Raw genomic sequence first — 21650 nt, 5'->3', positions numbered from 1 at the left:
TCTTTTGGGGCCTGTGTTATTTCAAGCCACGTTTCTGCAACAAATATTCTGGAGAAGGATCTTGTCCTCGGAAATTGCGGTAAATAACCATTCCCTCATCTGAACCTGATTTGGCAAGCAAAGTGCGGAACTTCGCAGCAAGCTCAGGATTAAACAGATCGCCTGACTCTTTGAAAGCAGCAAAAGCATCGGTATCCAGCACGCCGGCCCAAATGTACACATAGTAACCAGCCGAGTAGCCACCTGCAAAAATATGCGAAAAGTAAGTACTCCGGTAACGAGGAATAATCTCATCAATCAAGCCCACCGCGTCCATGGATGAACGTTCAAAATCAAGCACATCTCCTTCAAAAGCCTTGGTATGCCAGTCCATATCCAGCAGCGAAGCCGCCAGGTATTCAACGGTTGCAAACCCTTGGTTGAAGTGGCCACTGTTAACCAGCTTCTGCACCAAGTCATCCGGAATTACTTCTCCGGTTTCGTAATGTTTGGCATATACTTTCAGTACTTCTGGTTCAGCGGCCCAGTTCTCCATAATTTGAGAAGGCAGTTCAACGAAGTCGCGTGGCACACGACCTGCTGTCCGCTGGTAAGGGCCATCCGTAAATAAGCCGTGTAAAGCATGACCAAACTCGTGGAAGAAAGTAGTCACCTCGTCAAAGGTCAGCAAAGCAGGCATGTCGCCTGATGGACGTGTGAAGTTACATACAATGGAAGTAATTGGGTACTGAACTTTTTTGCCATCCACGTAAGCCACATCGCGGTAACCAGTGTTCCAGGCACCAACACGCTTGCCGTCTCTGGGGTGAAAATCCATGTACAACACACCCACATGCGAACCGTCAGCTTCTTTTACTTCCCAGGCTTCAGCCTCCGGATGATAAACCGGAATATCCTCCCGACGTTCAAATTGAATTCCATACAACTGGTTGGATACGTAAAAAATTCCTTCTCGCACATTGTCCAGGCTGAAATAAGGCTGCAGCTCTGACTCATCCAAATCGTATTTTTCCTTGCGCAGTTTTTCTGAATAGTACCACCAATCCCAGGATTCCAACTGGAAGTTTCCACCTTCACGGTTGATGATCGCCTGCATTTCGTCACGCTCATTTTTGGCAACTTCCAAGGCTGGCTTCCACAGTTTCAGCAAGAAATCGTAAACATTTTCAGAGGTCTTAGCCATGTTGTTATCCAGAATGTAAGCAGCGTAGTTTTCAAATCCCAGCAACTGGGCTTTTTCCTGACGCAACTGAACCATTTGGCCTAAGATCTTTTTATTGTCAAACTCATTGTCATTGTTACCACGCATGAAATAGCCGCGATAAATCTGCTCCCTCAAATCGCGGTTATCGGCATATTGCAGGAATGGAATCAAACTCGGTTTTTGCAAAGTAAAAACCCATTTACCAGTCATGCCGGCTTTTTCAGCTTCCTCAGCAGCAGCTGCAACCACCGCTTCCGGCAGGCCACTCAGGTCTGCTTCGTTGTCAATCACCAACTGGAAGTTTTTGTTGGTCTCTGCCAGCAGGTTCTCACCAAACTGCAAACGCAGATTCGACAATTCCTGGTTCAGCTCACGCAGCTTGGCCTGATCTTCATCCGACAGGTTAGCCCCGTTGCGCTCAAAATCTTTATAGAATTTTTCCAGCACCCGCATCTGTTCCTGGTCCAGATTCAGGCTTTCGCGCTGCTCATAAACAGCTTTTACGCGCTCAAAAAGTGCTTTATTCAGCATGATGTTGTCGCCGTGCTCGGTTGTAATGGGCGAAATTTCACGAGCCAAAGCTTGCATCTCCGGATTGGTATTGGCCGAATTCAGGTTGTAAAAAACGGTTGTCACCCGGTCCAGCAAATCACCCGACACATCCATGGCCAGGATTGTATTTTCAAAAGTCGGAGCTTCCGGATTGGAAGTAATCACTTCTATTTCTTGTTGATGTTGCTTAATGCCTTCTTCTACAGCAGGCAAATAATGCTCAATCTTAATTTCACCGAAAGGAGGAACCTCAAAAGGGGTTTCATAGGTTTTCAAAAATGGATTATCCATGGCTGAATTTGTTTCTGTTGATGAATTACAAGAAGCAAAAATAACCAGAATAAGCATTAAAACAGGATTAAATCTCTTCATCTTCTTTGTGTTATTTTTTGAAAAATTTGGTGCGTAAAATAAGAAAATATTTGACAACAGAAGATGACACTTGTTAGTCCCGGTTAAAACAAGGAAGACCTTTTAGCTTTTATTCTGAAAAAAATAAAAACACAATAATTATACAACTTTGCCCCACCCCAAAAAATGCTTACTTTTGCAGGTCTCAAAAAGACTGACATTCTCAAATTCAGCATAAAGCATTGCAATTATGAAAATTTCCTACAAGTGGCTAAAAGACTATATAGCAACTGATCTTACTCCGCAACAATTGGAAGGAGTACTTACGCAGACAGGCCTTGAAATTGGCAGTATTGAAGAAGTGGAAAGTATTAAAGGCGGACTTCGGGGGTTAGTTATTGGCGAAGTGCTCACCTGCGAGAAACATCCCAACTCTGATCACCTGAGCAAAACTACGGTTGATGTTGGAACCGACAGCCCGCTCCCAATCGTTTGCGGAGCACCCAATGTAGCCGCCGGGCAAAAAGTGGTCGTGGCTACCATAGGAACAACGCTTTATAGCGGAGAAGAAGAGTTTGTCATCAAACGGTCCAAAATCCGTGGCGAAGAGTCACAAGGAATGATTTGCGCCGAAGACGAAATTGGCCTTGGCAAAAGTCACGATGGCATTATGGTTTTACCGGCCGATGCGGTGGTAGGAACCCCTGCCAACACTTATTTCAATGTTGAATCTGATTATTCCATTGAAGTGGACTTAACGCCCAACCGCATTGACGGAGCCTCACACATTGGTGTGGCCCGCGACCTGGCTGCCTACCTGAAACAGGAACAAGCCATCGTCTACACCAAGCCCTCCGTGGAAGCCTTCAAAGTGGATGACCACTCGCTGGAAATTCCCGTTGAAGTAGCAACACCCGAAGCATGCCCACGCTATGCCGGTGTAACCATTAGCGGCGTGAAGGTGGCGGAATCACCAGACTGGTTGAAAAACCGGTTAAAAACCATTGGTTTGAGTCCGATCAACAATGTGGTGGATATTACCAACTACGTGCTGTTTGAAACCGGACAGCCGCTGCACGCTTTCGATGCCAACCAAATAACCGGAAACAAGGTGGTGGTTCAAACACTTCCTGCCGGCACCAAATTTACGACTCTGGATGAAGTGGAACGCGAACTGCACGAGGACGACCTTATGATTTGCAACGCTCAGGAAGGCATGTGCATTGGTGGTGTTTTCGGCGGCATTCAGTCAGGCGTAAAAGATTCTACAACAACTATTTTCCTTGAGTCGGCTTGTTTTGATCCGGTTTACATCCGGAAAACAGCACGCCGCCATGGCTTAAATACTGACGCTTCATTTCGTTTCGAGCGCGGTACGGATCCCAATGGGGTAATTTATGCCCTAAAACGTGCGGCCTTACTTATTAAGGAAATTGCCGGCGGAAAAATATCCTCCGAAATCGTAGATATTTACCCCACTCCTATCGAAGACTTCAAAGTTGAAGTGAGCTATGCCAACATCCAACGGTTAATTGGAAAAGACCTGGGAGCTGAGCGAATCAAGCTGATTCTTGAAGGACTGGAGATAAAAATCGACAACGAAACAGAAACAGGCTTGTCGCTTTCTGTACCTCCTTACCGGGTAGATGTTAAACGCGAAGCCGATGTGGTGGAAGAAATCCTGCGGATTTACGGGTACAACAACATTGAAATTCCATCCAAAGTGAATGCTTCGCTGCAATACTCGAACGCACACAACCCGGAGAAAATTCGCATGTTGCTGGCCGATATGCTAACCGCCCAGGGGTTTAATGAAATTTGGTCGAACTCGCTCACCAAGGCATCCTATTACGAAAACGGAGAAACCTACAAAGACGAACATACCGTCAAGCTGTTCAATCCGTTAAGCAATGACTTGGGAGTTATGCGCCAAACCCTGCTTTTCGGTGGTTTGGAAGCCATTGCCCGCAACGCGAACCGCCAAAATGCAGACCTTCGGTTGTACGAATTTGGCAACTGCTACTTCTACAACAATGATAACCAAACAGCGGACCGCCTGAAAAACTATCACGAGGAAGAACACCTGGCCTTGTTTATCACCGGAGCAAAGGAAAGGGAAAACTGGACTTCTCCTCAGGCAGAAAGCAGTTTCTACCAGTTGAAAACCTATGCCGAGAACCTGCTGGCGAAAATGGGACTGAAAAACGATAAGTTAAACCTTGAAAGCTTCAGCAACGAACTTTTCAGCGAAGGCTTAACTTACTCAACCCGCAATGGCAACAAAAAGGTTGTGGAAATTGGAATTGTTCACCCCAAACTGAGAAAACAATTTGAGATTGACAATCCGGTTTATGCAGCTGACCTGGTGATGGGAACCATTATACAGGATCAGAAAAACAACCAGACGCTTTATTCAGAACTGCCTAAATACCCTGAAGTTCGTCGGGACTTAGCCTTGTTGCTGAACAAAGAAGTGCAGTTTGGACAAATTCGCGAGCTGGCCTTTAAGGTTGAACGCAAACTCCTGCGAGCAGTCGATTTGTTTGATGTTTATGAAGGCCAGGGTGTGCCGGAAGGTAAGAAATCTTACGCCGTCAGTTTCACTTTGCGCGATGATGAAAAGACGCTTAAAGACAAGCAAATTGATAAAATCATGCAGAAGTTAATTTTCCAGTTTGACAAAGAACTGGGGGCAAAACTTCGCTAAGAAGAATTATTGGAATTTGGATTGCAGCTTTCTTTCAACGAACAAAGCTGCAATCCAACTCCTTTTTTTTGCAATTTGACCAACGACAAGTCCGGCAACTCTTTTTTTTACTCTCTACTGACTACCGGATCATTGATCAAAAAGAATAACTTTCCCGAGAAATCAACAGTTAATCATCTTCCAAAATCGTTTTCACCCGTCCTACTTCACCCGTTTCCAATTGCACTTTTATTCCATGCGGATGCGTGGGCGACTTGGTCAAAATACGGGCAACATAACCTTCTGTCAACTCACCCGTTCGTTGATGATGCTTCTGCACAATCTCCACATGACTCTCTATCTGAATATTAGCTCGTTTTCTTCCGTCCATTTTTTTTGCCCGAAGAAACAATTATTTTACGATATTTAAAAGACGGAATCAGGAATTGCTTTCATCGTTCTAATTTTAATACGGTTAATGCATTTATATTTAAAGATATTTTTATCTTTAAAGGAAATTATATGAAGTACATAAACCAAAATAACCAATAAATGAAAGAAAACGAGCAATGGACTTACTCGAAACCGGCCCCCGACAAAACGCTGACGGAACCGAATAACCAGCCGATTCAGCTGGATAGCTGTCCCCAAAACGGGAAGAACTGCGCTACCCACCGGGAAAAAATCAATGAATGCCTGGTCAACTCATTTCACCACTTTTCTCATCGCGAATACGACTTTTCTATCAATGAGTTGAAAATTGCTTTTGATAAAACCAAAGAACTGGAAAAGTCAACCTGCACCAGTTGTGCCAAACTCTTTCGCACACGAATTACTGCTTCCATGGAACAAATCCACGATGAATTACACAAAATGACGACAGGCCTTTTCAAATCCAAACGCTACAAACCCAGCTTTGAATATGCCACAGTCGTCATTCAGGAGTTCAAAGAAAATATATAAACATTCGGACTGACACCAATTCCTTTTCATCGAACTTGTACATTCCGATGAAAAGGCTCAATGCAGACCAGCAAGTAACACAACACGACCAATAACTTGTTCGTTATTCAAATAGATTCAGGAGTTCAATTGGCAATTCCTGAAGCAAACAACGACACGATGGCTCTTCAGCAAATTAAAAAATAGCACAGTGCTTACAAGCAGCTCCCAAACAGTTAAGCTCGCACCACACAGCATGCCGGGTAAAAAAGGATGTCTGTTAAAAAAAAATGAAGCAACTAGCTATTATTTAATTATTTCTATTACTTTTAACCTTCGAATCCAATTTAAAGGCATTCGATTTCTATATTTTTTTGATTGGTGAAGAAGGCAGATAATTGAGTAATTTATAATATAGAAAAAATGAAGGACATGAAGGGATGGATTTTTTCACGGTTAAACGCAAACCGTGACCAGCAAGGTCAGTATGAACCTATTCAATTTGTAAGTTGCCAGTTCAATGGTAGCCGATGCGTGAAACAACGCGCAACAATCAACCAATGCTTATTTAACTCTTACGATTCTTTGATCAATAAAGAATACGATGAATCAATTGAATCCCTAAAGGATGCTTACAATGAGACCGAAGAGATCACCGGAACACCATGCGCCCTTTGCGCTCAGCTATTCCGCTCGCGAATCTCGGATTCTTTGGAACAAATCCACGGCGAATTGCACCGGATGACAACCGGATTTTTTCGTTGGGATGTATACAAGCCCAGCTACGAGCTGGCAAGCTCAGTAAGGAACGAGTTTCGGAAAAACAGCTGATTGACACACGGTGCTGCATCCGAATCAGTAATAACTGGCGTTTTTTACGGAGCCTATTTTCAGCTTTTTTACTCACAGGACACAAACAATTGACCGGCACAGCCCGGACTGTATTTGATTTGCCCAGTTGCATCTGCTATTCCGCTGGTGAAACGAGTTTATCACACCACAACGAGTAAGTCACTCAAAATCATCCAAGCTCTCAATTTTCTCGGTTTGAAAACCCAACAGAATTGTGTATTTTCAGAAACTCTAAACAAACCAACCGATGAAAAAATCTGTCTTACTCTTGTTGGCTCTATGCCTGAATTTCTTCATGCTTGCCCAGGACCGAATCACAGGTCATCAATTTGCCACACGCAGCGAAGTAATAGCTCAGCATGGCATGGCTTGCACCAGTCAACCACTCGCCACCCAAGTAGCCCTCGACATTCTAAAGTCAGGCGGTAATGCCATTGACGCAGCCATTGCTGCCAATGCTGTTTTAGGACTCGTAGAACCCGTTGGCTGTGGAATTGGAGGCGATCTTTTTGCCATCGTTTGGGATGCCAAAACTCAGAAACTTTACGGGCTGAATGCCAGCGGCCGTTCTCCCTACCAACTGACCCTCGACTATTTTAAAGCACACAACTACGCTAAAGTACCTGCTTATGGTCCGCTTTCCGTTTCAGTCCCCGGGTGTGTTGACGGGTGGTCCGAGCTTCACCAACGGTTTGGAAGCCTCACGATGAGACAGATCCTGCTGCCTGCCATTCGATACGCGCGACAAGGATTTCCTGTATCAGAGCTAATTGCCTACTATTGGAAACGTAATGCCGAAATTCTAAAAGACTATCCGGGATTTGCAGAAGTCTTCCTACCAAATGGACAAGCACCTGGCAAAGGCGAAATCTTTAAAAATCCGCTCTTAGCCAACACCCTTGAACAAATTGCCACCGAAGGTCGCGATGCCTTTTACAAAGGAGAAATAGCCCATAAAATGGTTGACTACCTGCAAGCTCAGGGAGGGTTTCTGAGCCTGCAAGACTTGGCGGATCATTCTTCGGAATGGGTAGAGCCTCTTTCAACCAGCTACCGCGGCTACGACATATGGGAACTACCTCCCAATGGACAAGGAACAGCTGTTTTGCAGATCCTCAACATACTGGAGCAATACGACATTTCGGAGATGGGTTTTGGCTCGCCGGAATACATGCATCTCTTTATAGAAGCCAAGAAACTGGCCTTCGAAGATCGCGCCAAATACTATTCTGATCCCGACTTCAATACGCTTCCGGTGGACGAACTGATTTCAAAAGAGTACGCCACGGAACGCGCTAAACTCATTGACCTGCAAAAAGCCAGCCAAAGCTTTCCGGCCGGAGAGCTCGAGCAGGGAAACACCATTTACCTGACAACAGCGGATGACGAGGGCAATATGGTTTCATTAATTCAGAGCAACTACCGCGGCATGGGTTCTGGCATGACACCCGGAAAACTGGGATTTGTTCTGCAAAACCGCGGTGAACTGTTTGCCCTTGAAGAAGGGCACCATAATGTTTATGCGCCACACAAACGTCCGTTTCACACCATCATCCCGGCCTTCATCACTAAAGACGGCCAGCCATTCATGAGTTTTGGGCTGATGGGTGGTGCCATGCAGCCTCAGGGCCATGTTCAGGTCATTTGCAACCTGATTGATTTTGGCATGAATCTGCAGGAAGCCGGCGATGCCCCACGAATACGCCATGAGGGATCGAGCCAGCCTACGGGCGAAAAGATGACCGATGGCGGAACTGTTTTCCTGGAAAGTGGCTTTGACTACCCCACCATCCGGGAACTAATAAGCAAAGGACATCAAATCAACTACTCCCGCGGAGGATACGGTGGCTATCAAGCCATCCGCTGGGAGCCGAAGAACAAGGTTTTCCTGGGTGCTTCCGAATCCCGAAAAGACGGACAAGCTGCAGGCTACTAACCAATCCGAAAAACAACAGACCAACCTATAAAATCAAATGTCCCATGACTCATCCCCACCAAAGTGCAGAAAAACTTCTGCTCATGCCTTTTTTCCTGCTATTAATGCTCGCAAGTTCCCAGCCTTCCAGCGCAACAACAAGAAATTGCCCCACGCAGCTTTCGATCAATCTACTCACCGATGCCGATCAGGTCTTCCTGAATGGCTATCCGGTCAGCACACAGCTTGACCAGGCCATTTTCCGTCGGGAGAACTTCCAGTTTACTGAAATTGCACAACGAAAACCGTTCTTTGGCTGGGTGGTTAATTCCAATCAAAACAACACCATGCAAGTGGCCTGGCAAGTTCTGGTTGCTTCATCCCGGCATCATATTCAAAACAATGAAGGGGATTATTGGAATTCGGGGAAAGTAGCAAGCAGCCAGTCCATCAACCTGAGCTACCAAGGAAAAGCCCTTCTGCCCGACTCCGTTTACTTTTGGAAAGTAAAAACCTGGGATAACCATGGCGTTGAATCCACCTGGTCTGCTGTCTCTCAGTTCAAAATGGCTTCACAGCTTCAAAACTACGCGACCGCTCGCTATCCCCTTCAAAAGCAGGATGACCACCCTCAAACAATTGAAGCCCGAACCCCGGAAACAACATTTATTGATTTGGGGAAAGCGGCCTTTGGACGCATTCGGCTAAGCCTGGATGGAACCGAAGGCGATACCATCACCCTGCGTATGGGAGAAGTCCTGAGCAATCAGCAGATTGATCCAAATCCCGGAGGAAGCAGACGCTACGCTGAATACCAGCTCAAGCTTAACAACGGACGCAACACCTACCTCATTGCCATCAAGCCGGATCAACGCAACACAGGCCCCCGTGCTATTCCGATTCCCCAATACATTGGCGATGTTTTTCCTTTTCGCTATGTTGAAATCGAGGGCTATAAACACCCGATTGAGAAACATCAGGTCACACGCGAAACAGTCTTTTATCCCTTTGATGAAACAGAATCGTTCTTTACCAGTTCCGACACGGTGCTTAATCAGGTTTGGGACTTGTGCAAATACTCCATAAAGGCAACCTCTTTTGCCGGAATTTATGTTGATGGCGACCGCGAACGTATCCCCTACGAAGCCGATGCCCTGATCAATCAACTCTGCCACTATGGTGTTGCCCGCGAGTACAGCATGGCCCGCCACTCGTATGAATACCTGATTCATCATGCCACCTGGCCTACCGAATGGATTCTTCAATCGGTCCTGATGGCCTGGAATGATTACCTCTATACAGGTAACAAAGAGTCGCTGGAACAGCACTACTCCGACTTAAAAGCCAAAACACTGTTACCTCTTGCCGATGAGTTGGGCTTCATCAGCACCCGCACCGGTATAGTTACGCCAAGTGTACTCGAATCCATTCATTTAAATGATCAGCTTCGCGACATAGTTGATTGGCCACACACCGGCATTTTGGGACTGGGGAAAAATGAAGCCGGCGAAACCGATGGCTTTGTATTTCAGGATATCAACACCGTCGTCAATGCTTACCACTACTTCGCCTTAAAAGTGATGAGCACCATTGCAAACCAACTGGGATATACTGACGAAAGTGAGTTCTACGCCAAGCGTGCTGCGCGGCTCCAAAAACACTTCAATGAGAAATTAATCGATCCGAAACGAAAAATCTACACCGATGGTATCGGAACTGACCATGCCTCGCTGCATGCCAACATGTTTCCCCTGGCTTTTGGGTTGGCCCCGTCTAAAAACACCGAAGCAATCAATGCGTTTATTCGCTCCCGCGGGATGGCCTGCAGTGTTTATGGTTCGCAGTTTTTAATGGAGGCTGTCTACGACGGGCATAATGCCGACTATGGGCTGGAACTGCTAACATCAACCAGCGAGCGAAGCTGGTACAACATGATTCGGGCCGGATCCACCATCACGATGGAAGCCTGGGACAACAAATACAAGCCCAATCAGGACTGGAATCACGCCTGGGGCTCTGTGCCGGCCAACATTATCCCACGAAAACTGATGGGCATTGAACCTCTGGAACCAGGATTCAGCAAAATCCGAATCAAGCCACAGCCGGGAACACTAAAGCAAGCGCAAATCAAATGCCCAACCATCCGGGGAGATGTTCAGGTTTCCTTTTTTAACGAACCTGAGAAGCGTTTCCAGCTTAAAGTAATTATTCCAGCCAATACAACGGCTGATGTTTACCTGCCATTTTGGTCAAAAGCACAGCAGGTAAGCCATAACAACCGAAAAGCAAAGTACCAAAAATCAGAAGAATTCTTAATCATAAAAAACCTGGGCTCCGGCACGCATCAGTTTGAAGTAAGCAACTAAACTCGCAAGAGGATTGGGCCTGGTACTTGTCATAGATAGTCATTAGTAGTCAATTGACGGTCATTCCTTGATTGCTTTGCGGATCTTTTGCGTCTTTGCGGTTAAAGAATGTGCATGAGTTCATAGGTTCATGAGTTCGTTTTTCGCTCTGTGGCACTCTGTGATTCACTCCTGATTACTCTGTGGTTAAACTGACTTGTCATTGGTTGTCAATTGTAGTCATTCAATAGTCATATTGCAGATACTCGCGACTCATGACTCTCAACTTCTTTCTGACTTCGCGCGTTCGTGTCTTCTTGCCTTCGTCTGTTCGTCATTCCTTGATTGCTTTGCGGATTTTCTGCGTCTTTGCGGTTAAAGAATGTGCATGAGTTCATAGGTTCATGAGTTCGTTTTTCGCTCTGTGGCACTCTGTAATTGACTTCTGGTTACTCTGTGGTTAAACTGACTTGTCATTGGTTATCAATTGTAGTCATTCAATAGTCATATTGCAGATACTCGCTACTCATGACTCTCAACTTCTTTCTGACTTCGTGCGTTCGTGTCTTCTTGTCTTCGTCCGTTCGTCATTTGGCAGAGAGCATGGGACTTCCTTAGCCTGATCCTGTGCCTTTGAAAAATTGTCATTCTTTGGATTCTCCCTACTCCCTAATACACATCCACATGCCAGCGCCCTGCTTCACGCAGCAAGTCCAGCGAAAGGCGATTCTCCTCAGGGCTCTGCGAATTTACCAACTCCATCACCTCTTCAATTACTTCTGTCACCTCCTGCCCCATCGCAACAGATCCACAAACATACACGTGAGCTCCATCCTGCAACCACTCTCCGAGCCGTTGAGCCTGCTCACGCAAACGATGCTGCACATACACTTTTTCCTCCTGATCGCGCGAAAAAGCCAGTGTTATCCGACTCAGCACACCATTGGCCTTCCAGCGTTCCCAGTCCTCGCGGTATAAGAAATCACGATCACTCTTTTTCTCCCCGAAAAACAACCAGTTCCGGGACTGAGGATGCTGCCAGGCACGCTCTTCCATAAATGCCCGAAAGGGAGCTATACCCGTTCCGGCTGCAATCATGATCACCGGTACATCGGCTTGTTCCGACAACCTGAAATTTTCATTGGGCACAAGCTCAACCGAAATATTCGCACCTGGCTTTAACTGCTGAGTTAAAAAATTGGAACATGCTCCCAGCCGCTTGCGTTCCTGCCAATCAAACAACACCTGTTTCACCGTTAAGTGCAGCTTACCCGGATCGGTTGCCATGCTCCCAGCAACAGAATAGAGCCGGGGCTGAATTTTCCTCAAAACAGGAAGAAGTTGTTCCGGTTCGCCTTGAAACGGAAAATCAGCCAGCAAGTCGCCAACATCCCGACCTTCCAGATAACTTTTTAGCAAATCCGCATCGGCAAGCAGAGCTTCCAATCCCGCATGCCTGCAAAGTTCCCAGTAGCGCCTTAAAACACCTCGACTCAAACTTGTTAGTTCAACTTGCTTAAGCAATACCTCTTTCAGCAACAGAACTTGCTCCTCAAAGAACACCTGAATATCAGCCGAAGTTCCTAGTAAATCCAACACATGCCCAACCAACTCCACCGGATTCTCCGGAAGCATGCGGACAGAATCTCCCGGACGGTAGCTAAAGTCCGGGGCACCCAACTCCAGTTCGACATGATAAATTGCCGAATCCGACTCCGGGTTCAGCGGATAAACCCGATGCAGTATTGCCGGACTGCTGGCATAATGGTTATCCTCCGACAAGTCTGCCAGCAACTGCTTTTCCGTGTTGGGCTGAAAGGCATTGGCAACACCGGAAACCCATTTCGAAACAGGCCGGTGGTAAGCAACATCACAATCGATGCGCTTGTAAAAGCGCTCAGCTCCCAGACTTTCCAGGCGCAAATCAATATCTTTACCCGCTTGGCAAAAATAAGCATAACGACTATCGCCCAAGGCACAAACTGTAAAGCTGACTCCCTCCAGGCGAGGAGCTTCCCCGGAATGTAAATACTGGTAAAAACGCCTGGCCTCTTCTGGCGGCTCTCCTTCTCCATGCGTACTCACAATGATCACCAAGTGTTGTTCATCAGCTAGCTGGGCAAAATCATACTTGGCCATACTGACCACACGTGGTTCCAACTTTTTCTTTTGAAAAAACTTTTGGGTTTCCCTGGCAATGAAACTTGAATTGCCCGAATGCCCGCCGTAAAGAATAGTCATTATCCCGGGCGGATCAAGCGGCTTTCCACCCCATATTTTTTTTATTGCTGTTATAAACATAGTCGCATCACGAAATAAAACATTGGATACCCGAATTTCAAATTGTGGTATTAACGAATCAGAATGATATGGTAAAAAGGAACAAACTGGGGCTTGAGTAGGTTCAATAGCCAATGAAGCCTTTAAACAATTATAACCAAGCGCCCTAAAAAACACGGCTGCTCCCGTCCCTTCAACTCTTCAACAAAACTACCGGACAACGGCCTTTGCGGCAATCCCAATTACTAGTGATTTCCTTGCGATGGGTTCTGCCGATCAATGGACCTTTTTCCATACTTTCGCCACAGGATTCAGTTCTTATTTGACCAACAAAATAAAAGCTCAAAAGTATCGTTCATGAGTCGGAAAGGCTCATTCTCTATCAAAAATGGTTCATTCATGAAATTCTGGAAAAGAATAAACCATTTCTGGAAAAATTGAGTAGTTTTGCTACTCGATTTGCTGTTACAATTTAGTAACAGCATTTCTTTTACAAAGCGATTCAACACTCGGCAGAATGGGACTGAGGAGGCGGAGCTGTGAGAAGCCGTCAACAAAACGGTTCTTTACCGCAACGACAAAAACACACAACAAACTGGGAATAGGCTCCTTACAAAAACAGAAGACAATCCAGGCATTTCATTTTCTCGAATCACATTTGAAGAACAAACATCGGCTCATACAAGCGTATTTGTTAGCTAAAGCAGGTGTAAAAATGAAATCGCCAAATTCGGACCCTTTTCAAGATAAAAGACGAACACCCAAGCAAGCCGTACATCCAATAGAACAATATCTTTTTCGACCTGAAAAATTATGCTTGACGCATTAATCACTTCAAAAACACGAATAAAAATTCTGCTTAAGTTCTTTCTGAACAAGAACAACAAAAGCTATTTACGGAGCCTTGAGCAGGAGTTCGGCGAATCCTCCAATGCCATCCGGATTGAGCTGAACCGTTTTGAAGATGCAGGCTTACTACGCAGCCACTTTGATGGCAACAAGAAATTTTTTCAGGCAAATACGTCTCATCCACTGTTTAAAGACATTCACAGCATTTTACTAAAAATGGTGGGCATTGACACGATTATTGAGAACATTGCGCAGAAACTGCAGGATATCGATGCCGCTTACCTGACCGGAGATTTTGCGCATGGAATCGATTCTCAAACCATTGATTTGATTTTCGTAGGCAACCAATTGGACATTAAACTCATCAATAACTATATTCGTAAAGCGGAAAGAATAATCAACCGAAAAATTCAATATACGCATATCCGGAAAAATGAACAGAAGAGCTATTTACAACACAAGCCCAGCCTGCTCATTTGGACCAACGAGAAATAAACACAGAAGTCATACAACTGAAACAAACGATTAGAACATGCTATTACGTAAAGCACTAAAATTTATCTGGATCATCGGCCTGCTGGTTTGCTACCTGACTCCTTCGGCACAAATGCCAACGCAGGTAGATGTTAACAAACTCAGCGATCAACAAGTACAGCAGATTGTGCAGGAAATCGAAAAAAGAGGGCTCACCATGGATCAGGCCATTGAAATGGCCCGGCTACGTGGAGCTACACCTTCTCAAATCAGCCAGCTAAAAACCCGGATCAGCGAGCTGCAACTCAACGGCAAACAAAACGGCCTTAAACCAATCTCTCCGGAGGAGATTACCAAGCCGCAAGATTCCCTGTCGCAAAAGATGCCTGTGGACACCACCTCCAATGCATCCAAGATTTTTGGTTTCCATTTCTTCAATACCCAGAACTTAAGCTTTGAGCCCTCGGTTAATATTCCGGTTCCGGATAGCTATGTACTGGGGATCAACGACCAGCTCATGATCAACATTTGGGGAGCCAGCCAGCAAAGCTATCAGCTATTGGTTGATGCCAACGGCAATGTCCAGATTCCGGATCTGGGGCCTGTTCAGGTAGCCGGTATTGATTTCCGCGAGGCAGAAAAACGAATCCGTCAGCGTCTGGTTGCCATTTACAGTGGCATGGGCGGCGACAAACCCAACACCTTTGCAGAGATCGGGCTGAGCAACCTCCGCTCCATCAAGGTCAATGTCATTGGGGAAGTATATACGCCGGGCACCTACACCCTGCCGGCAACGGCATCCGCCTTTAATGCCCTTTACCTCTCGGGCGGTCCCAACGAAAATGGCTCCTTCCGCAACATTCAGGTCATTCGTCAAAACAAAGTAATCGCCGAGATTGATGTGTACGACTTCCTGATTCATGCCAACGCCTCCAACAACATTGTGCTGCGCGACCAGGACATCCTGTTTATTCCAACCTATGACATACGGGTCGAAGCTTCCGGCTCCTTCAAGCGCAAAGGCTATTTCGAGCTGCAGGAAGGCGAAAAGCTGAACGACCTGCTCCGTTATACCGGTGGCTTTTCAAACCAGGCATACCGCAAACGCCTGTCCATTACCCGCACAACCGGCAAACAATTTCAGGTACTGGACATCACACAAAATGAATTTGATTCGTTTACCTTACAAAACGGAGACTTCATTGAGGCCGGTGAAATCATTGACCGCTATGAAAACCGTGTCAGTATCGAAGGGGCCGTGTTCCGCCCCGGAACGTTTGCCCTCACCGAAGGGATGAAACTTTCGGAGCTGATTGCCAAAGCCGATGGGGTTAAAGAAAGCGTATTCAGCAACCGTGGTGTTATCATTCGCCTGGGCAAAGACCTGAGTCCGCAAACCATTGCCTTCGAAGTATCCGAAATACTGGGAGGAAAGAATGATCTCGATCTGAAACGGGAAGACCATGTCATTATTCAGGACGTATTCAGCATGCGCGAAGCCCGGTTTATCAAGATTTACGGTCAGGTGCAATACCCCGGAGAATATCCTTACCGGGAAAACATGAGCTTAAAAGACCTGGTATTTTTGGCCGGTGGATTTACGGAAGCGGCCAGCGAATCGTTCATCGAACTGGCCCGTCGTCACGATTATGAATCAGCAGCCCAAGTTTCCAACGAACTTGCCGACTTGTACCAGTTCAACATCAGTCGCGACCTGAACATCAACTCGGAGGATGCCGAATTCAAAATTCAGCCTTTCGATTACATTTATGTGCGAAAAGCACCATCTTACAACACCCAACGGACGGTTACCATCGAGGGTGAAGTGGTTTATCCAGGCCCATACAGCATCAGCAATAAAAACGAACGGGTTTCAGACTTGATCAAGCGTTGCGGAGGCTTAACGCCCCATGCTTTCAGCAAAGGAGCCACCCTGAGACGCCTGCGAACCGATGATGAGGCCATCAATGAATCGCTGCTGACCGCCATGCCCGATAGCCTGCTAAAATCGGCCGAAGCGCAGATGGATGACCATTATAAACTGGAACTACGCCTGGATGACATCCTCGAGAATCCAGGGTCAATCTACGACTATGTCTTGCGTGAAGGCGACGAGCTGCTGGTTCCCGAGGTGACCCAGGAGATTAAAGTTTCCGGAGAAGTATTGAACCCTGTAGGTTTGGCTTACCAAGAAAACCGCTCGCTGAAATACTACATCAACCGCTCAGGAGGATTTAGTCCGAAAGCCAAGAAAGGAAAAGTATTCATCATTTACAGCGATGGTACCACCAAGGTAACCAAGGGATTCATCGGAAGACACTATCCGAGCCCCGAGCCCGGCTGTCAGATTGTTGTTCCGCAAAAGCCTGACCGCCCCGCCGGAGATCAAACCTCGCGATGGTTATCCGTTGCCAGTGCCTTCTCCTCCATTGCCATCGCCATTGCCGCGGTGTTAAGATAGGAAAACGAAGGCATGAAGTCACGAACGCACGAAGGCACGTAACAACGAACAACGAAGCATACGATGGAAAAGATACGGTCACATAAAGAATTGAAAGTCTATCAGGAGGCTTACCAGGCTGCCTTAAGGATTCATCAGTTAACCCAATCTTTTCCTGCTGAAGAGAGGCATGCGTTGACCAATCAAATCAGAAGAAGTTCCAGGTCGGTTTGTGCAAACCTTGCTGAAGCATGGAGAAAAAGACGATACCCCAAGAACTTCATTTCTAAATTGTCGGACTCCGAAGCGGAGGCGGCCGAAACTCAAGTTTGGCTGGATTTTTCTCACTCGTTTAAATACATCAACGAAGCGATCCATGATGAGCTTTACGATCAGTTTGAACATATCATCGCCATGATAATTAAGATGAGTCAAAATTCTGAGAAATGGACACCCAAGCAATAATAACCATCGTGCCTTCGTACCATCATGCCTTCGTACGTTCGTAAACATCTCCTATGTTGAAAATTCTTGGTCAACTGAAAACCGATAACTGAAAACTGAAAACCATCATGCCTTCGTACGTTCGTAAACATCTCCTATGTCGAAAAATCCTGGTCAACGGATAACTGATAACCGACAACTGATAACCGACAACTGATAACTGACAACTGTTAACTGATAACTGTTAACTGATAACCGATACCCAACAACTGACAACTGTTAACTCTCAACTGCACACACATGACAAACAAAGAAAATACACCTATCCCGGCTAAGACAGCCGCTGAAGATGACGAAATTGACTTGATCGCCTTAGCCAAAGACCTGTGGGAAGGGCGGCGCACCATCATCAAGTATACCCTTATCGGGATTGCATTGGGCTTGGTGTTTGCCCTGCTCAGCCCCAAGGAATACACGGTACAAACCACCATGGTGCCGCAAACCGGCCAGTCCGGAGGCTCCAAGCTCGGTGGACTGTCCTCACTGGCCGCTATGGCCGGCTTCAACCTCGACATGAGTAGCGGAGCAGAAGTCCTGTCACCCATGGTTTATCCCAAGATTCTGCAATCCGTTTCCTTTCAGATGGAGCTGATGAATACGCCCTTTCAAATCAAAGAGGTGAATCAGCCGGTCAGCTTGTTTGAGTACTACACCGAATACAAAAAACCGGGGATCCTGGGGAACATCAAAAAATACACTTTGGGCTTGCCGGGGGTGATCCTGAAAGCCGTGAGAGGGGAACAACCAACATCACCCTCAAGTGGGAATAGCGACCTGTTGGCTTTAAGCCAGGAGCAAGAAAGCGTTCTTAAAACAATGAACGAGAACCTGTCCTTGGATATCAACGACAAAGAAGGCGTGCTGACCTTAGCGGCCCGTTTTCACGATCCGGCCTTAGCGGCACAGGTCGCCCAAAAGGCACAGCAACTGCTGCAGGAATACATCACCACCTATCGCATACAAAAGGCGCAGGAGCAGTTGAACTTTATCCGAGAGCGCTATCAGGAGAAAAAGCAGGAGTTTCAGAATGCTCAGGAAAAGCTGGCCCTTTTTCGCGATCAAAACAAAAACGTGTCTTCGGCCATGGCACAAACAGAAATCGAACGCCTGCAAAGTGAGTACGACATCGCCTTCTCGGTGTATTCCGAGCTGGCCAAACAGCTGGAACAAGCACAAATCAAGGTAAAGGAAGATGCGCCGGTGCTCACCATTGTGGAGCCGGTTCGTATTCCGCTCCAAAAATCCAAACCCAACCGCCCGATGATCCTGATCATTTGGACCTTCCTGGGAGGAATCCTGGGAGTAGGCATCGTGTTTGGAAAGCAGTTCCTGGCCAGCATCCGCGAACGCTGGGAAGAAGAGTAAGATAGCAGTCGGGAGTCGAGAGTTAAATCTCAGAATTGAATTTCCAAATTAACGGCAGACCGGAAGAAAATAACCGGAAACCGGAGAAAGGAGAACGGAACAAGGAGCCAGGCAAGCATTAAAGACATAAGCATAGGCAAACTGGCAACTGACAACTGACAACTGACAACTGACACTTTAAACCTTATTTACTTGAAATTTTAAAACCTTTCATAGATATGTTTCCAACTGAAATCAAGAAAATTGCCTGCATTGGTGCAGGGTACGTTGGCGGGCCAACCATGGCCGTCATTGCACAACAATGTCCACATATCCAGGTCACCGTGGTTGACATCAACGACCAGCGCATTGCGGATTGGAATGACAAGGATCTCTCCAAACTTCCGGTATACGAACCGGGCCTACCCGAAGTGGTGGCTGAAGCGCGCGGGCGTAACCTCTTTTTTTCAACGGATGTGGAAGGTGCCATTCGCGAGGCGGAAATGATTTTTATCTCCGTAAACACCCCTACAAAAACTTACGGAGTTGGAAAAGGCATGGCTGCCGACCTCAAATATGTTGAGCTGTGTGCCCGCCAAATTGCGGAAGTCGCCACCACCAACAAAATTGTAGTTGAAAAGTCCACCCTGCCGGTACGTACCGCCCAGGCCATCCGGACCATTCTGGACTCTTCCAACCAGTCCACCAACCCTAAAGCCCCTCAATTTGCCGTGCTGTCCAACCCCGAATTTCTGGCGGAAGGAACAGCCATTCAGGACCTATTGCATGCCGACCGCGTGTTAATTGGCAGCGAAGATAATGAGGCCGGTCAACAAGCCGAACAAGCCTTAGCGAACATTTACGCCAATTGGATTCCACGCGACCAAATCGTTACCACCCGCATCTGGTCTTCCGAATTATCCAAATTAACAGCCAACGCCTTTTTGGCGCAGCGCATCTCCAGCATCAACTCCATTTCAGCATTGTGCGAACGTACCGGAGCAGATGTAGACGAAGTGGCTCATGCTATTGGGATGGACAGCCGCATTGGGCCCAAGTTCCTGAAATCTTCGGTGGGCTTTGGCGGCTCCTGCTTCCAAAAAGACATTCTGAACCTGGTATACCTCTGCCAGCACTTCAACCTGCCCGAAGTAGCCGACTACTGGGCACAGGTGGTGAAACTGAACGATTACCAAAAACGTCGTTTTGCCACACAAATCATTTCCAGCTTATTCAATACCGTGTCGGGAAAAAAGATTGCCTTTCTGGGCTGGGCCTTTAAAAAGGACACCAACGATACCCGCGAAAGTGCTGCCATTTACGTAGCCGACGAACTGTTACAAGACCGGGCCGAGATTCATGTGTACGACCCTCAGGTTTCCAAAGCGCAGATTTTCCGCGATCTGGAATACTTATACCAGCAACACCCGGAAAAGGCCATTGCCACAGAGGAACTCCAACAACTGGTACAGGTTCATGCTGATCCTTATGAGGCCATGGCCAAAGCACATGCTACGGCCGTACTCACCGAATGGGATGAATTTAAAACCTACGACTGGCAGAAAGTTTACGACAGCATGCTCAAACCGGCATTCGTTTTCGATGGACGGAACATCCTTGACCGAAAAGCACTGACAACCATCGGCTTTGAGTTGAAAAGCATCGGAAAAGGGTGAGGAGAAGAAAGATCCAAGGTTAAAGGTTGAAGAAACAAGATCCAAGGTTAAAGGAGAAAGGAAAACGGACGAACGTAGGAAGAAGTCACGAGGGTACGAAGGCACGATGACACGAACGTACGATGACATGAACGCACGAACGCACGAATGACATCAACGAACATGTGCTTTGCCACTTTAACCTTGATACTTTATCCTTTAACCTTGATAACCGACAATTTATCCTGTGAAATTCACATCGTGAGTATTTCATAGGACTGACAACCAATTTTGTGACTAATGCAAAAAGAGTTAATTTTGAAAAAAATAAATGCATGACAACGCTCCGAATCAAAGTTGACACCAAAAAAAATGCAAGATTGCTTAAAAAGCTTCTGCAAAACATTCCGTTTGTCAAACAAATAGAAGATGATCTTCAGCCCAAACAGGCATCTTCTCAATACGATCAATTGAAAAGCATCTTAAACACCATCCAGCCAGGGAACCTATTCAATCAAGTGGATAACCCGGTGGATTGGCAAAAGAAAAGCCGCGATGAATGGGAAGCTCGTTGATACCAATATTTTAATCTATTTATCGCAGAAAAAGTTACCCTTGGAAAAGATTGCCAACAAGGACATGAAACTGTATATATCGGTAATCACTTACATGGAGGCCTTGGGGTATCCATTTAAAGATCAAGCAGAGCAGCAGCTCATGGAACGAATTTGCAATGTCTTTGAAGTCATCCAACTGGAACAAACAATTGTTGACCAAGTGATTCTCATCCGACGTCAGCACAAAATCAAACTGCCTGATGCGATCATTCTTGCAACGGCAAGCAGTTCAAAACTGGACTTGGTGACAGCCAACACGAGCGATTTTCAAAATATAGACCATACGATAAATCTGATCAACCCCATGGTTTGACATCAACGAACAGGCGCTTTGGCTCTTTAACCTTGATACTTTACCCTTGACAACTTTAACCTTGTTCCTTTAACCTTAATTTGAAGTAGTGAGTAGCGAGAACCAAGGGAGCCAGGCAGAAGGGAGAAGACATGAGGGTACGAAGGCATGACCGCACGAATGACGATCAAATGACAACCAATGACATCTTTTAGGCAAAGGATTAGGCTAAGGCGCCCCATGCTCTCTGCCCAATTGACTATTGAGTGACTACTATTGACAACCAATGACAAGCCTCTTCAACCACAGAGTGATCAGGAGTAAATCACAGAGGAACACAGAGCAAAA

The 21650-nt window shown here is 46.4% G+C and carries 15 protein-coding genes; 12 read left to right on the top strand and 3 right to left on the bottom strand.

Annotation, left to right across the window (positions count from 1 at the left end; all coding sequences use genetic code 11):
* Positions 1-16: 16 nt before the first annotated feature.
* The gene (locus Q1A18_RS00710) at positions 17-2128 is read right to left on the bottom strand and encodes a M3 family metallopeptidase (protein ID WP_299576318.1); all 2112 of its coding nucleotides are present in this window, start codon (positions 2126-2128) and stop codon (positions 17-19) included.
* Between the two features lie 229 nt (positions 2129-2357).
* Here Q1A18_RS00710 and pheT point away from each other — a divergent pair, with 229 nt between their 5' ends.
* Positions 2358-4814 (top strand): phenylalanine--tRNA ligase subunit beta, encoded by a 2457-nt coding sequence (gene pheT / locus Q1A18_RS00705; RefSeq protein WP_299576316.1) that lies wholly within the window; start codon positions 2358-2360, stop codon positions 4812-4814.
* A gap of 169 nt (positions 4815-4983) precedes the next feature.
* Here the strand turns inward: pheT and Q1A18_RS00700 are convergent, their stop codons facing one another.
* Complete coding sequence (locus Q1A18_RS00700; protein WP_299576314.1) at positions 4984-5184, bottom strand: YwbE family protein; 201 nt, start codon at positions 5182-5184, stop codon at positions 4984-4986.
* Positions 5185-5345: 161 nt separating this feature from the next.
* Here Q1A18_RS00700 and Q1A18_RS00695 point away from each other — a divergent pair, with 161 nt between their 5' ends.
* From Q1A18_RS00695 to Q1A18_RS00680, 4 genes are all read left to right on the top strand, one after another.
* A complete protein-coding gene (locus Q1A18_RS00695) occupies positions 5346-5756 on the top strand; it encodes a hypothetical protein (RefSeq protein WP_299576312.1) in 411 nt (136 codons plus the stop codon).
* Between the two features lie 411 nt (positions 5757-6167).
* Positions 6168-6566 carry a hypothetical protein gene (locus tag Q1A18_RS00690; RefSeq protein WP_299576310.1) on the top strand — a complete coding sequence of 133 codons (399 nt, stop codon included), beginning with the start codon at positions 6168-6170 and terminating at the stop codon, positions 6564-6566.
* 268 nt (positions 6567-6834) lie between these two features.
* Complete coding sequence (gene ggt, locus Q1A18_RS00685) at positions 6835-8523, top strand: gamma-glutamyltransferase (protein WP_299576308.1); 1689 nt, start codon at positions 6835-6837, stop codon at positions 8521-8523.
* A gap of 44 nt (positions 8524-8567) precedes the next feature.
* A complete protein-coding gene (locus tag Q1A18_RS00680; protein ID WP_299576306.1) occupies positions 8568-10868 on the top strand; it encodes a family 78 glycoside hydrolase catalytic domain in 2301 nt (766 codons plus the stop codon).
* Positions 10869-11516: 648 nt separating this feature from the next.
* On the opposite strand, the gene Q1A18_RS00675 is transcribed toward Q1A18_RS00680, so the two are convergent.
* Positions 11517-13088, bottom strand: coding sequence for a flavodoxin domain-containing protein (locus Q1A18_RS00675; RefSeq protein WP_299576304.1), 1572 nt, complete (start codon positions 13086-13088; stop codon positions 11517-11519).
* Between the two features lie 852 nt (positions 13089-13940).
* On the opposite strand from Q1A18_RS00675, the gene Q1A18_RS00670 reads away from it, so the two are divergent.
* The 7 genes from Q1A18_RS00670 to Q1A18_RS00640 all read left to right on the top strand — a co-directional run bounded on the left by Q1A18_RS00670 (position 13941) and on the right by Q1A18_RS00640 (position 21323).
* On the top strand, positions 13941-14471 hold the full coding sequence (locus Q1A18_RS00670) for an ArsR family transcriptional regulator (protein ID WP_299576302.1): 531 nt from the start codon (positions 13941-13943) through the stop codon (positions 14469-14471).
* A gap of 37 nt (positions 14472-14508) precedes the next feature.
* Positions 14509-16911, top strand: coding sequence for an SLBB domain-containing protein (locus Q1A18_RS00665; protein WP_299576300.1), 2403 nt, complete (start codon positions 14509-14511; stop codon positions 16909-16911).
* A gap of 63 nt (positions 16912-16974) precedes the next feature.
* On the top strand, positions 16975-17355 hold the full coding sequence (locus Q1A18_RS00660) for a four helix bundle protein (protein WP_299576299.1): 381 nt from the start codon (positions 16975-16977) through the stop codon (positions 17353-17355).
* A gap of 279 nt (positions 17356-17634) precedes the next feature.
* Positions 17635-18759 carry a Wzz/FepE/Etk N-terminal domain-containing protein gene (locus tag Q1A18_RS00655; protein WP_299576297.1) on the top strand — a complete coding sequence of 375 codons (1125 nt, stop codon included), beginning with the start codon at positions 17635-17637 and terminating at the stop codon, positions 18757-18759.
* Positions 18760-18977: 218 nt separating this feature from the next.
* A complete protein-coding gene (locus Q1A18_RS00650; RefSeq protein WP_299576295.1) occupies positions 18978-20414 on the top strand; it encodes a UDP-glucose 6-dehydrogenase in 1437 nt (478 codons plus the stop codon).
* Positions 20415-20728: 314 nt separating this feature from the next.
* Entirely contained in the window at positions 20729-20968 is a 240-nt protein-coding gene (locus tag Q1A18_RS00645) for a hypothetical protein (protein ID WP_299576293.1), read from the top strand.
* Positions 20949-21323 (top strand): type II toxin-antitoxin system VapC family toxin, encoded by a 375-nt coding sequence (locus tag Q1A18_RS00640; protein ID WP_299576291.1) that lies wholly within the window; start codon positions 20949-20951, stop codon positions 21321-21323. Before Q1A18_RS00645 ends, Q1A18_RS00640 begins: the two co-directional genes overlap by 20 nt.
* The last annotated feature ends 327 nt before the right edge of the window (positions 21324-21650 follow it).

It is taken from the genome of uncultured Sunxiuqinia sp. (genome assembly GCF_947495665.1).
In the GTDB taxonomy this organism is placed as follows: domain Bacteria; phylum Bacteroidota; class Bacteroidia; order Bacteroidales; family Prolixibacteraceae; genus Sunxiuqinia; species Sunxiuqinia rutila.
The sequence above is the reverse complement of the archived record's forward strand: the minus strand, read 5'-3'. Positions and strand labels throughout refer to the sequence as shown.